Here is a 12225-nt window from a genome sequence, read left to right on the forward strand (position 1 = left end):
TCCGGGCTGATAAGCCGTACGGGGTACCTCTGTGTGCTCGCGCACTCTTCTGGGCTTCGCATCAGTAGCTTGGTGAGCGGATGCCCTGCTGGGCGGCGTCGTCGGTTCGGGAGGAGCGTGCCATGCACAGGTTTTCCGTTGTTGCGGCAGCAGCCGCAGGAGCCATCGGCGTGACCCTGGGAAGCACCGCTGTGGCAGAGCAGCCAGGGGCCCGGCCGGCCGAGCGCTATCTGAACCTCCATCAGTGCGTCTACGTCGGCAGCGGCGGGCACTACACGAACGTGCTACCGAACACGGCGAATGCCGCCTTCAACACGGGCACGAACGTCTCCAGCACGCCGGACACCGTGCTCTCCTGCGGTCCGGGGGACGGGGGCTGGAGGCCGACGCCCGCCAACTCCGCGGTGAGGGCCTTCGATCTCACCGCCGGCCGGTACCTGAACGTGCATCAGTGCGTGTACTTCTCTCCCGGGCAGCACTACACAGCGGTGCTCCCGAACACCCCGAATGTCAACTTCAACACCGGCACCAACGTCTCCAACACGGCCGATACGAAGCTGAACTGTGGCCCTGGTGGGGGCGGCTGGCGGCTGCTCCTGGCCAACTCCGTCGTCGAATCGTTCGACCTGGCCGACAACCGGTACCTCAACCTGCACCAGTGTGTGTGGACTTCGAGCGGGCAGTACTACATGGGCCTCCTGCCCAACAGTCCCAATGGCAACTTCAATACCGGTACCAACGCGTCGCGCACAGCCGACAGCGCGTTGAACTGCCGCTCTGGCGGCGACGGTTGGGCTCTCGACGGCGTCAACTCGGCATATCGCCCCTTGGGCAGTTGAGCCCGGAGCCGCAAGCCCATCCAGGCTGAGCAGGATGCTCCGAAGCCGGTGATCGGATTCGCCGGCTTCCTCCGCCGGGCCGTCGGGCGCCGTCTCTGCCGGCCTCACCTTGCCGTGGAGTTCCGGAGCTGTCGAAGGACACGTAAATCGCGTGAAAACGCTCAAGCGAGCCATGCACGGCCGTACCTCGTTCGAACTTCTCCGAGCCCGGGTCCTCACCCAGCCACGACCGTCACGGAACCGCGGCCAGTGATCAGTCGTGCCGCGATTCGCCGGCAGCCGAGCGACGACCTCCGATGGAGGCGACCAATGCGTCTGCCACGATCGCCGCATCTGCTTCTGCAACATCTGCCGGGTATTCCGGCAGCAGATCGTCCCAGACGGGCATCCATGATCCGTGCAGTTGGGTCTGTCCCTCGGGCCGGGCGAAGAACCAGATGTGCAGGTGTGCGCCGCCATCTCCGATGCGGTAGACGTGGGCTCGCGAAATGTGTGGCAGGGCCTGCACGTGGCGGACGATGTGAGTGGACAGGACCCCCAGCTCGGCTGCCAGCTCATCGGGCAGGTCGGCCATGTCATAGTGCTCACGCGGATGCAGCATGAGCACCAGCGGCACACCGACTCCCGTGATCCGGGTGAGCCGCCAACTGCCGTTGAACCAGATCCCATCGCTTCGGTCACGGCACGCCTCGCAGTTCGACGGGTCCTCGCCGTGTCGCGGAGGCTCTGGCAGAACCGGAGGGCGCAGCGGCGCGACGCGCAATCCGTCCGGTTCGAACGGGCTGATGTCCCACCGTGCCATGCGCGCGAGCGGGAGCCGACGCTCACCATCCGCAGCGGCAAGCGCATGGTCGTAGAACTCGTCAGGTCGTAAGGCCATGGCCCGAAGGTTAGTTCGGCATGGACACCCAGTGAGGGCCGGGGTGACCTGACTCCTCCCTGGTGTTGTGCGCACGATCCTGGTTGTGGATGACCTGCGGATTCACGAAATCGCGGCCAGAGCCCAATGCGGAGTGCATGCCGCTCGCTCCTACTGCTGGAGCTCCATGACATCGGCGACCACGCAGCTGACGTTGTCGGGGCCACCGGAGGCGTTGGCGAGGGCGATGAGTTCGCGGACGGCCTGCTCGGGTTCGCTGATCTCGGCGAGCACTCGGTGGATGTCCCGGGTCGGCACGACGGTCGACAGGCCGTCGGAGCAGAGCAGATATCGGTCTTCCCGCTGGGCGTCGTGGAGGCGCATGTCGGGGGTGGTGTCGGCTCCTTGGCCCAGGGCCCGGGCCAACAGCGACCGCTGAGGGTGGGAGGCGGCTTCTTCCGGGCTCAGGCGTCCTTCGTCGACCATCGACTGGACCATGGTGTGGTCGTGGGTGATCTGGAACAGTTCTTCGTTCCGTAGGAGGTAGACGCGGGAGTCGCCGATGTGGACGAGGGCCAGCTGCGATCCGGTCCAGAGCATCGCGGTGAGTGTCGTGCCGGTGCCTTCGGCCGAAGATCCGCTCGCGGAGAGGGAGTTCACGGCCTGCTTGGCCTGTTCGATGACGTCTTCGAGGAGGTTGAGGAGGTTGCCGGCCGGGATGCTGTCGGTTTCGAGGTGCTTGAGTGCGTCGATGGCGGCTGCGCTGGCGGGGGCTCCTTGGCTGCCGCAGCCGTCGGCGACGGCGAGCAGCCGGGGTCCGGCGTAGGCGGTGTCCTGGTTGCTCTCGCGGACGAGGCCCGTGTCGGACAGAGCGGCGTAACGGATTCCCAGGGGCTTGGCGGTCGGGGACATGGCGGGGTCCTTCCGTGACAGGTGGTCGATGAGGAAGGTGGCCAGGTTCCGCCGTGCGGCGGTGTCGGCCTCGACCTGGGCCCAGAACGCGCGGACCTCCTGGGCTGCCGCGGCTGCATTCAGCGTTTGGACGTGCTGGATGCGGGCCAGGGGCATTCCCAGGCGGCGGAGCCAGGCGACCAGTCGGGCCTGGTCCAGCTGTTCCGGTGCGTAGTGGCGGTAGCCGGTCACCGGGTCGACGCGGGCGGGGGTCAGCAGGCCCAGTTCGTCGTAAAGACGCAGTGCCTTCGGCGACAGCCGGGACGCCTTCGCGAACGCCCCGATGGTCAGTAACCCCATGCTCGTTCCTCCTCATGCCGAGCGCGTCGCCCGGCTCCACTGATGCTGTGGGCTCCCCCAAGGTGAAGGTCAACCAAGTTTTCTGCTCGGCCCCGTCCGATGGTTCTCCCACTCAGCCGGCCTGGGCTCGTTCGGCCTGGGCCTTGGGGCCCAGCGGGGCCATGGCGCTCTGCCCTGGGTCCGCGAAGAGGGAGCGTGCGTACTCACGGCGGGTGAAGCCGAGCCCGGCGTAGAAGTCCGTCAGCTCCGGTTCGTGGTGGCGCACAGGACGGCCGCGCCCAGCTTCCCGGCCGGGTGCGAGCCCGCCACCTTCTCCCCTTCGGCGACCAGGGCGCGTCATGGGCAGTCGGGGTGCTTCGCGAGCCGGCGGGTGGCTGCGTCCAGTGCGCGGTCGCGGCTGGTGCCGATGTCCTGGGGCTCGACGAGGAACTCCTCGTCCGGCGGGATCGGTCCGTCGTAAGTGCGTCCGGTTCGATCCGCCGCCGAGCTGTCCCCTTCGGCATGAACAGTGACCGCCGCGCCGGCGAGGCCCAGCCGCTACGCCGATACCCGGCCCGGGCGCCGCGGAAGTTCCGCCGATGAGTTTCCGGCGGTTGTGCGGTCTACCCGTCGACGAAGGGAGCGCACCATGCGCAAGATCATCGTTTGCACGTTCCTGACGCTGGACGGCGTCATGCAGGCGCCGGGCGGTCCGGACGAGGACGCTCAGAGCGGCTTCGAGCACGGCGGCTGGCAGAAGCCGGTGGCCGACGACGAGGTCGGCACGGCCATCGCCGGTTGGTACGAGTCCTCTGACGCGATGCTGCTCGGCCGCAAGACGTACGAGATCTTCGCGTCATACTGGCCGACCGCCGATCCCGACAACCCGTTCACCGATCGGATGAACAGCATGCACAAGTACGTGGCGTCTCGGACCCTGACATCCGTCGAGTGGCAGAATTCCACGCTGCTGGAGGGCGACATCGTCGATGCCGTACGCAAGCTGAAAGCGTCCGACGACGGCAACATCAACGTCGTGGGCAGTGGCGACCTCGCCCAGACCCTCATGCGGCACGACCTCGTCGACGAGTACCGGCTGACCATCCATCCGGTGATCATCGGCACCGGCAAGCGGCTGTTCGCCGACGGAGCGATCCCCACTGCTCTGGAGCCGGTCAGCGTCTCGACGACGAGGGGCGGCACCATCGTCGGCGTCTACCGGCCGAGCGGTAAGCCCGGCTACGACAGCTATTAGGCAGTTTCGCGCCCCCAGTAGCGGGGGACGCGCAGGCGGGGCTGAGTGGGGCTGACGACAGCTTCCTCGGACGGATTCCGGAAGCGGTCAGAGCCGCTCGCTGCCCGTATGGTCGCGCGCACCCGCGCATATGACACTCTGGCCGCATGATGTGGAACGGTGATGAGTACCAGTCCCGGTTCGACCGCATCGCCGCCGAAGGAGGGGACGTCCACGGTGAGGCCGCGCTGGTCCGCTCCTTCCAGCCCACCACGGTCCTCGACGCGGGTTGCGGTACCGGCCGGGTGGCCATCGAACTGGCCCGTCACGGGATCGACGTGGCGGGTGTGGACACCGACGAGTCGATGCTCGCCACAGCCCGGCGGCTGGCCCCGGAGATCCGCTGGTATCTGCAGGATCTGATCAACCTCGACCTGGGGTTGTCATTCGATGTCGTGGTGCTGGCGGGTAATGTCCCTCTGTTCACCCCACCGGGAACGGAGCAGGCCCTGGTGGCTGGAGCGGCGGCCCACGTGCGTCCGGCCGGGCGTCTCGTCGCGGGTTTCGCCCTGGACCGCGGTTACACCCTGGACGACTACGACGCGCAATGCCGTGCGGTGGGCCTCATCGTTGAGGCCAGGTACGCGACTTGGGCTCGCGACCCTTACGCCGACGGGAACTATGCCGTTTCCGTGCATATCAGGCCCTAATGCTCTGTGCCGCTGGAAAATGCGATTCGATGCTGTGCACTGCGGCGATGCCGTTCGGTCAGGCAGCCTGGCGGTACTCGTTCACCAGGCTACCGAGAGCGGGCCGTCGATCGATTCGATGGGCCTTGAAGTCGGGGACGTTGTCCAGGGCGGGTGGTTCGATACCGTCACCGTCCGGGGGCAGTTGCTCCCGGGACTGTGGGGGCGGTGCCGGATGTACTTGGTCAGCACGTTCACGGCATGCGCCTCGTCGTCGAAGATTGCCCGTGGCATCTCACGGCCCCGGCGAAATCTGTGATCCCCCCAAATGTCATGCCGAAGTACGCTGGTCGAGCCGCGTCGACAACTGCTTCCGGGAGCGAGTGACCATGGACCCGTCAGTATTTGGCACGAAGCTGGCTTCCAGTCTCGTCGCGCCACTGGTGCGTAGGCTGTTCGTACGGGAAGGGCCCGGGGCGGGGCTGGTGCAGCGGCCGGTGCGAATGTCCGGGCTGGTGTCATTCAGGGGAGAGAAGCGGACTCTCGGCGAGACGGAGTTGCGGGGGCTCGTGCGGGAGCTGGTGGATCGCGCGGCACGTGAAACTCGCGAAAGCCCGCTTGATGGGGCGGAGTTGGAGGCCGTCACAGATGCCCTGGAGCTGACCGTGCTTGCTTTGGGCGATCTCGATCTCGACGACGCACAAGCCGTACGGCTCGGCCATGAGAAGCTCGCCGCGCGGCTGTATGCACAAGCGGGTGGTAAAGAGCTCGTACGTTTCCTCAGCGAAGATTCCGTCTCGCTGTACTCCGAACTGCTGAATAGCTCGTCCCTGCACATCCTGCACTTCTTCGCCCAGCGCTCGACCTTCGTGGCACGCACGCTTGTCGAACAGAGTCGGCAGCTGGAAGAACTGATCACCCGCACCGATGTGCTCACCGAGCGCTTAGCCTCTCGCAGCGGGCAGGACGCGGCATTCGAGGAGCGCTACGCACGATTCATCGCGGCCAAGCACAGCCGCGTGACGATTTACGGGATTGATCTGAACGAGTCCCGTGACTGGCCCCTGGACACGGCATACCTCAGCCTGGAAGCGACCCGGGACACCGAGCACCGGGCAGTGCCCGACCCCGCCCTCGACCTCGCCAGCGATGCGGGCATCGCGGTCCCAGAGCGCTGGCTGCCGTCCGCTCCGCAGCCTGTCGAACAAGCATTGGCCAGCAGCGAGCGGGTACTGCTGCGTGGCGTCGCTGGCTCCGGCAAGACCACACTTGTCCAATGGCTGGCCGTTAGCACCGCCCGTCAAGAACGGCTCACAGGTGAACTGGTTCACCTGATGGGCCGCGTGCCCTTCGTCCTGCCGTTGCGCACCCTGATGCGCGGTGACGCCACGCTGCCTGTTCCGGGCGACTTCCTGAACGCCGTGAGTTGCCCGCTCGCGGGATCCCAGCCGGCCGGCTGGGCCGACCGAGTTCTCTCCGGTGGGCGTGGGCTCCTCCTGGTGGACGGTATGGACGAGGTGCCAGAGCAGGAGCGCACCCGCACCCGACGGTGGCTGTCCGACCTCCTGGCCGCTTTTCCGGACAACCTGTGGCTGGTCACATCCCGCCCGTCCGCCATAAGTGAGGAATGGCTGGGCAGCGAGAACTTCACCGAACTCACCCTGTCCTCGATGAGCCGCGGCAACGTCACCGTCTTCATCCGTCGATGGCATGAAGCAGCGGGAGCCGATCATGCGATGGCCACGGCGCTGCTGGACGCCATCCGCACCAAGCAGGAGCTCGGACGGCTGGCGACCAACCCATTAATGTGCGCCCTGATCTGTGCCCTGCATCGTGAGCGCCGTGGCTTCCTGCCCCGCGGCCGCAAGGCCCTGTACGACGCCGCGCTGTCCATGCTCCTGGAACGGCGGGACCGTGAACGCGATCTGACCGTGGAATTGGACGAGGAGTCCCAGGTCGAACTGCTCCAGCGGCTTGCCTACTGGATGATCCGCAACGGACGTGCCGAGATGGACCGGGCGGACGCCGTGCACCAGTTGGAACGGCTGCTGCCGTCCATGCCATACGTCGCCGCACAGGGCTCCGCGGAGGAAATCCTGCGCCACCTGCTCGTCCGGTCGGGTCTGTTGCGCGAACCGGCCGCCGAGGCCGTGGACTTCGTGCACCGCACTTTTCAGGACTACTTGGGCGCACGGGCGGCGGTGGAGGAGCGTGACTTCGACGTGCTCGTCCAGCACGGCCATCTGGACCAATGGGAAGACGTGCTGCGCATGGCCGTCGCCCACGCGCGCCCGGACGAGCGAGCCCGGATTCTACGAGGTCTGGTAGAGCGCGGGGACCGGGAGCCGAATCATCGTGCTCGGCTCCATCTGCTGGCGACGGCGTGCCTGGAACACGCCCCGAAACTGGATCCGGCCGTACGCGCGGACGTGGAACGGCGGGCTGGTGAGCTGATTCCGCCGCGTAGTTTCCCGGAGGCGAAGGAACTCGCCCAGATCGGTCCCATCGTGTTGGAGTTGCTGCCCGGGCCGGATGAGGTCGCCAACGATCTTACGGCGGCCTCCGTCGTCACGGCCGCAAGCCTGATCGGTGGGGATTCCGCGCTGCCGTGCCTGGCTCGATATCTGCAGCACGGCAGTGGATTCGTGCATCATCGGCTGGGTTTCTACTGGGATCGGTTCGACACCGATGCGTACGCGAGCGAGATCGTCTGTCATCTGCTGGACAAGACGGACGTAGTCATCGTCATTCGTACATCGGAAGAACTCGCGGCGCTCAGCCGACTGGGAGGCCACGGAAGGGTCGAATTGATGGGCGACTTCAGTCCGGCCCAGATTGTGGCCGCCTTCGAAGATCGACAGTTGAAAAGCCTCAGGCTGACGAAGAACACCTCCGTCACCGATCTGGCCTTCCTGAGGAGCCAGGAGAGTCTGCGGGAGTTATACCTCGAAGGATGCCCGAAGCTCTCCTCTCTGGCGCCACTGACGCGGCTTCCCCTGGAGCGGCTGGTCCTGACCGACCTGCCGGGGATCACGGATCTGAACCCGCTACACCGGCTCACCCAGCTGAAGATGCTCAGCTTGCGCACGGGGTCGAAGTGGCGAGGACTTGAGGTCGTGCCGCATGAATCCCCCCTGGACTGTCTGTTCCTCCCGGAAGACGCCCGTGAGTTGACCGCTCTGGCCGACTTCTCCGGACTGTGCCAACTCGGACTGGACTTGGCTGTCCCGCCCACCAAGGAAGAATGGCAGGCAGTCGCGCACCTGGAGAAACTGAGAATCCTGAGCCTGAATTGTGCCGAACTCGCCACGCTCGCTGCCACCGGTGTCCTTCTCCAGGGGGTTGAGACCGTCTTTTTGATGGCACACCACGAGAGGCCGGATCTGGGGCCGGTCTGCACAGCGTTCCCTGCGCTCACCTGGCTCGCTGTGTACGACACCGATGAGGTCGACTTGGCTCCCCTGGCCGCACATCCTGAGCTGCGCCGCGTGACTACCCCGCCCGCCTGCCGCATCCTCCATGCCGACCGGCTGCCGGACACGATCCAGGTCAACCCCCGAAGTACCGGGGAGTAGGAAACGTGATACAGCCCACGGTCCTGAGACGACCGGTGGTCGTGCTGTCGGTCGGCTGGGGGCAGAGACCCGGGCGAACGGCGGGTCGGTACGCAGCACGGGTCCACGCCCATGATGGGCGTCAGCTGCTGGTCGTCATCCAGACGGGGTACTCGGCAGCCTCGACTCCGTCCGGTCTTTCGATCCAGGACGGTACTCCGACGAAAGAGCGCCACGGCGGGATCGGCGAGGGTGCGATAGGTACGGTCCCAGACACACTGTGAGCCAAGGGCCTCACTGGTCGTCGGCCGCGCGCTTGTCCCGGAGGGGCCGTAGGCTGCCAGGCAGGCCGGGGAGCTGGAAGGAACGCCTGTCCGGCGCCGGGGTCCAGGAGAACACCTCCAGCAGCTCCTCGGGCAGGTCCACCCTCGGCAGCATCGCATTCACTGCGGCCCGCCACTCCAGCAGGGAGGCCGGTTCGGGTTCCGGCTCAGGGACCGCGAAGTGCAGGCGGCCGTGGTCGTCGAAGACGATCTGCGCGTTGTCCGGGACCCGGGCGACGACCTCCCGGTAGGTACCCTCCAGCAGCGCGGCCGGATGCCCGCCCGCCTCCCTGGGCAGGTTCAGCGAGGCAAGCACGGTCCGCCTTGTCTGCTGCCACGCCTGGCCGGCCAGCAGCCACTCCCAGGGTTACGACTACCGGCACCTTCGACGATGGCTTGCTTCCCGTGGCATCCGGCACTGCCTCGCCCGCAAGGGCATCGAGTCGTCCCGGCGTCTGGGCCCGCACCAATGGGTCGTGGAGCGGACTATGTCCTCACTGTCCGGCTGCCGTTGCCTGCACCGCCGTTACGAGCGCAAGCCGGGACACCTCCTCGCCTTCACCATCATCGCCGCGATCCTCATATGTCACCGCAGACTGGCCAAGTGAAATGGCTTCTTGTAGTACTCCCCACCCTCGCCCGCGAACGGGTCCTCGCCGGGCTCAAGGCCCTCGCTGATGAGGAGATGGCCTATCTCGAAGCTGGAATGGTAAGCCGCACCGAGTCAGTCAGGCTCACGGACTCCCGTCCACTTGGAGCCCAATCGTGACGGTGTGCAGGAGGGCCGCGAGTGCCTCCGGCAGCTGTACGGCGGGCGGCGCGCCGCCTGGGTCAGGTCCGGTGAGCTGCCGCCACGCCCGTGCAGCAGGAGTTTGGCCAGGGTGGCGGCGTCCTGACCGGCCGTGCGGGCGACTGCGGTGACCGCCGTGATGACGATGACCTTGCCGCTGGCGCCGGCCTTCGCCCCGATGACGACCACAACGTCTGGGACGGCAGGAGATCCCGTACCGCGAGGGCCAGCGCTCGTGCCACGTCCGCGTCCCCTTCGGCGATGGCGGGGCCGTACACAACACCTCTAGCAGGGAGTACAGAAGTCGACGGCCCAGGCGGGGCCTCTACGCGCCCGGCCGCTCCTCCGGCTGGCTGAAGTTCAAGTGTGAGCAAGGTCAGGGATAGTGATCGGCGGATGGACCGATCCGCATGGCACCTGCTCGGGCTCGGCGCCCTTCTCCTCTCGTGGGCAGTCTGTTGGTTCACTCTCGTGGCGAGACCTGGTCCGGTAGATGCCCTTCCGTGACCCGAGTGCAACCACTTTTGCGGAGCGGCAGTTTGGTGCCTGTCGACCGTCCACAACTCTTTTCCGGCAATGCAATACGCTGAATCCGTGGCCACCTTCAGCGTCCTGAGGTACGTCACCGCAGCTCTAGTTGTGGTGTGACATGGGTCCGAGACGGTAGGCCGCACTCAAACTGAGTTCTGCGGGTACAAGCGCCGGGCTGATGCCCTGGCGCCCGTGCAGGTCTTCGCGACCCGTAGCGCGCGCCCGGGGCGCCGGATATCAGCCAAGTGCTGGTCTCCTGTCTCACTCGTCCCGGACACGCCCTACCCTCACTGCCGTGTCCACGTCGGTCTATGGGGGATTGGCTCATGCACGAACTGCTCTGCCGTCCGGCCGCGCCCGGCCTGCGCGAACAAGTGCTGGGGTATCGAGGCTTCCGCTTCAATGCGATCGGGACGCGGCGCAGACTGCTGCTTCCCGACTGCGTCGTGAAGGTGATGCTGGGCTTCGGTGATTCACTGCGCGTGCTGAGCCGGGCTGACCCGACGCGTTCCTGGAGCGCGGCCTCCCTCGCCAACGGCGTTCGTACCACCGCCGCCATCGGCGAACACACCGGCCTCATCCACGGGGTGACTGTGCTGCTCACTCCGTTCGCCGCCTACCGGCTGTTCGGGGTGCCCATGTCCGAGTGGGCCGAGCAGTCCGTGGCCCCGAGCGACCTGTGCCGTTCGACCTGGGCAGAGTTGCCCGCCCGGCTGGCCGGCCTCTCCGACTGGGACGGCCGGTTCGCGCTGCTGGACCAAGTACTGGGGGCGGCATTGGAATCCGGCCCCAGCCCCAGCCCCGAGGTGACCTGGGCCTGGCGAGCACTGCAGGGTAGGGCCGGGCGATTCCGGGTGGAAGAACTCGCCGCCCAGACCGGCTGGAGCCGCCGTCACCTCGAAAGGCGTTTCCGCCACGAGACCGGGCTGACACCCAAGGACACCGCCCAGGTGATGCGCCTGCAAGCGGCACTGCTCCGGAAGGAGGCCGGAGCGAGTTGGGTCGAGGCAGCCAAGCAGGCCGGCTATCACGACCAGCCGCACTTCAACCGCACGTTCAAGGCGATGACCGGCCAGACTCCGAGTGCTTTCCACGCCCACCGCATAGCCGCGCCCCCGCGCGATGCCCAGGACTTCGTGCCCGGACAGGTGACGAGCGTCATCCTCTCCCACCGGACGTGACCATTCTCTTTGCCATGAGTCCGTGAATCGCTGCCGCCTGGTGACGGGGCCTGGGGTGCTCGCGCGGACTCTCCTCGCGCCAACTCGCCGGTGAGCCGGGGGATCTACCGTTTAGGTAACCTAGCGCATGCTTGGCGGTCGGGCGAGCGATGCAACCTGTTGACTGATGATGTGGGCGTGGGTAGCCTCCGAGTGAACCAAGCAAGCGCTCGGTATTTGGGAGGCGTGCGAGCACCCTTGTGGAGCGTACGGGCGTGACCGTGGAGGACCTGGGCAGGTGGCGATCGCGCGGGAGCATGCTGTGAGAGATGCCCGGGCGGCTGCCGAGCACAGCACACGCCTGAGGCTTGGGACCGTGGTACCGGCCAACGACTACCGGCATCCCACCATTCTGGCCAAGGAAGCGGCCACCCTCGACCTCCTCGCCGAAGGCCGGTTGGAACTGGGCATTGGAGCAGGCTGGATGCGCTCCGACTACGAGCAGACCGGATTGCCGTACGATCCACCCGCGGTGCGCCTGTCCCGGTTACGCGAGGCAGTCGACGTGCTGCGTGGCGCTTGGCCAAACGAACCGTTCTCCTATCGTGGCGACCACTACCGCGTGGACAGACTGGACCTCGCGCCCCGCCCTGTCCAGCGTCCGCATCCGCCGCTGCTGATGGGCGGGGGTGGCCGGGTCATGCTGCGGTATGCGGCGCGGGAAGCCGGCATAGTCAATATCACGAACCGGACGGCAGCGGACGGACGCGGTGTCGACCCGGCCGATGTGGGGCTCGACCCGCTGCTGGCCAAGCTCGCGCTGGTCCGCGAGGCCGCGGCGGGCCGGTCACGCGCGCCCGAGATATCCGTCGCAGTCCGTGCGGTGGCCATCGGCGGACGAAGGAGTGTGCTCCACGCCGCGGTGGCGGAACACCTCGACGCTCTGCGAGGTACCCCGTCCGTACTGGAAGGCAGGACCACAGCCTCCGTCTTGTGATCGGGGCCGCGCCAGGTGG

The 12225-nt window shown here is 66.8% G+C and carries 10 protein-coding genes and 2 pseudogenes; 8 read left to right on the plus strand and 4 right to left on the minus strand.

The genetic code is table 11. The features are described 5' to 3' along the window. The first annotated feature begins 122 nt into the window (after positions 1–122). Positions 123–839 (plus strand): hypothetical protein, encoded by a 717-nt coding sequence (locus tag LIV37_RS44700; RefSeq protein WP_148717928.1) that lies wholly within the window; start codon positions 123–125, stop codon positions 837–839. 253 nt (positions 840–1092) lie between these two features. Here LIV37_RS44700 and LIV37_RS44705 read toward each other — a convergent pair whose 3' ends face one another. The 3 genes from LIV37_RS44705 to LIV37_RS44715 form a co-directional block, all read right to left on the minus strand. Then, entirely contained in the window at positions 1093–1719 is a 627-nt protein-coding gene (locus tag LIV37_RS44705) for a hypothetical protein (protein WP_121826626.1), read from the minus strand. Between the two features lie 150 nt (positions 1720–1869). Then, positions 1870–2949 carry a MerR family transcriptional regulator gene (locus tag LIV37_RS44710; RefSeq protein ID WP_020873670.1) on the minus strand — a complete coding sequence of 360 codons (1080 nt, stop codon included), beginning with the start codon at positions 2947–2949 and terminating at the stop codon, positions 1870–1872. A gap of 112 nt (positions 2950–3061) precedes the next feature. Next, positions 3062–3214: a hypothetical protein gene (locus tag LIV37_RS44715; RefSeq protein WP_020873671.1), complete on the minus strand. Its 153-nt coding sequence runs from the start codon at positions 3212–3214 to the stop codon at positions 3062–3064. 363 nt (positions 3215–3577) lie between these two features. Here LIV37_RS44715 and LIV37_RS44720 point away from each other — a divergent pair, with 363 nt between their 5' ends. From LIV37_RS44720 to LIV37_RS44730, 3 genes are all read left to right on the plus strand, one after another. Next, entirely contained in the window at positions 3578–4183 is a 606-nt protein-coding gene (locus LIV37_RS44720) for a dihydrofolate reductase family protein (protein WP_020873672.1), read from the plus strand. Positions 4184–4329: 146 nt separating this feature from the next. Beyond that, positions 4330–4872 (plus strand): class I SAM-dependent methyltransferase, encoded by a 543-nt coding sequence (locus tag LIV37_RS44725; RefSeq protein ID WP_020873673.1) that lies wholly within the window; start codon positions 4330–4332, stop codon positions 4870–4872. Positions 4873–5240: 368 nt separating this feature from the next. Further along, positions 5241–8426 carry an NACHT domain-containing protein gene (locus LIV37_RS44730; RefSeq protein WP_121826624.1) on the plus strand — a complete coding sequence of 1062 codons (3186 nt, stop codon included), beginning with the start codon at positions 5241–5243 and terminating at the stop codon, positions 8424–8426. 357 nt (positions 8427–8783) lie between these two features. On the opposite strand, the pseudogene LIV37_RS44735 reads toward LIV37_RS44730, so the two are convergent. Further along, positions 8784–9083 (minus strand): annotated as a pseudogene (locus LIV37_RS44735) (hypothetical protein); the annotation flags it as partial. Between the two features lie 4 nt (positions 9084–9087). Here LIV37_RS44735 and LIV37_RS44740 point away from each other — a divergent pair. The 4 genes and pseudogenes from LIV37_RS44740 to LIV37_RS44755 all read left to right on the plus strand — a co-directional run. Then, a pseudogene (locus LIV37_RS44740) lies at positions 9088–9336 on the plus strand (IS5/IS1182 family transposase); the annotation flags it as partial. A gap of 758 nt (positions 9337–10094) precedes the next feature. Continuing rightward, the gene (locus LIV37_RS44745; protein WP_243146580.1) at positions 10095–10166 is read left to right on the plus strand and encodes an SCO3870 family protein; all 72 of its coding nucleotides are present in this window, start codon (positions 10095–10097) and stop codon (positions 10164–10166) included. A 209-nt stretch (positions 10167–10375) separates the two neighbouring features. Continuing rightward, positions 10376–11230, plus strand: a complete 855-nt coding sequence (locus LIV37_RS44750) for a helix-turn-helix domain-containing protein (RefSeq protein WP_020873679.1) — start codon at positions 10376–10378, stop codon at positions 11228–11230. Positions 11231–11531: 301 nt separating this feature from the next. Further along, on the plus strand, positions 11532–12206 hold the full coding sequence (locus LIV37_RS44755; protein ID WP_274596718.1) for an LLM class flavin-dependent oxidoreductase: 675 nt from the start codon (positions 11532–11534) through the stop codon (positions 12204–12206). Positions 12207–12225: the final 19 nt, after the last annotated feature.

This window comes from Streptomyces rapamycinicus NRRL 5491, from assembly GCF_024298965.1.
Classification (GTDB): Bacteria; Actinomycetota; Actinomycetes; order Streptomycetales; family Streptomycetaceae; genus Streptomyces; species Streptomyces rapamycinicus.

What these genes read in the sequence shown, in the direction of transcription:
- LIV37_RS44700 (WP_148717928.1), top strand. Translation starts at nt 123, where the DNA reads ATGCACAGGTTTTCCGTTGTTGCGGCAGCAGCCGCAGGAGCCATCGGC.
- LIV37_RS44705 (WP_121826626.1), bottom strand. Translation starts at nt 1,719, where the DNA reads ATGGCCTTACGACCTGACGAGTTCTACGACCATGCGCTTGCCGCTGCG.
- LIV37_RS44710 (WP_020873670.1), bottom strand. Translation starts at nt 2,949, where the DNA reads ATGGGGTTACTGACCATCGGGGCGTTCGCGAAGGCGTCCCGGCTGTCG.
- LIV37_RS44720 (WP_020873672.1), top strand. Translation starts at nt 3,578, where the DNA reads ATGCGCAAGATCATCGTTTGCACGTTCCTGACGCTGGACGGCGTCATG.
- LIV37_RS44725 (WP_020873673.1), top strand. Translation starts at nt 4,330, where the DNA reads ATGATGTGGAACGGTGATGAGTACCAGTCCCGGTTCGACCGCATCGCC.
- LIV37_RS44730 (WP_121826624.1), top strand. Translation starts at nt 5,241, where the DNA reads ATGGACCCGTCAGTATTTGGCACGAAGCTGGCTTCCAGTCTCGTCGCG.
- LIV37_RS44750 (WP_020873679.1), top strand. Translation starts at nt 10,376, where the DNA reads ATGCACGAACTGCTCTGCCGTCCGGCCGCGCCCGGCCTGCGCGAACAA.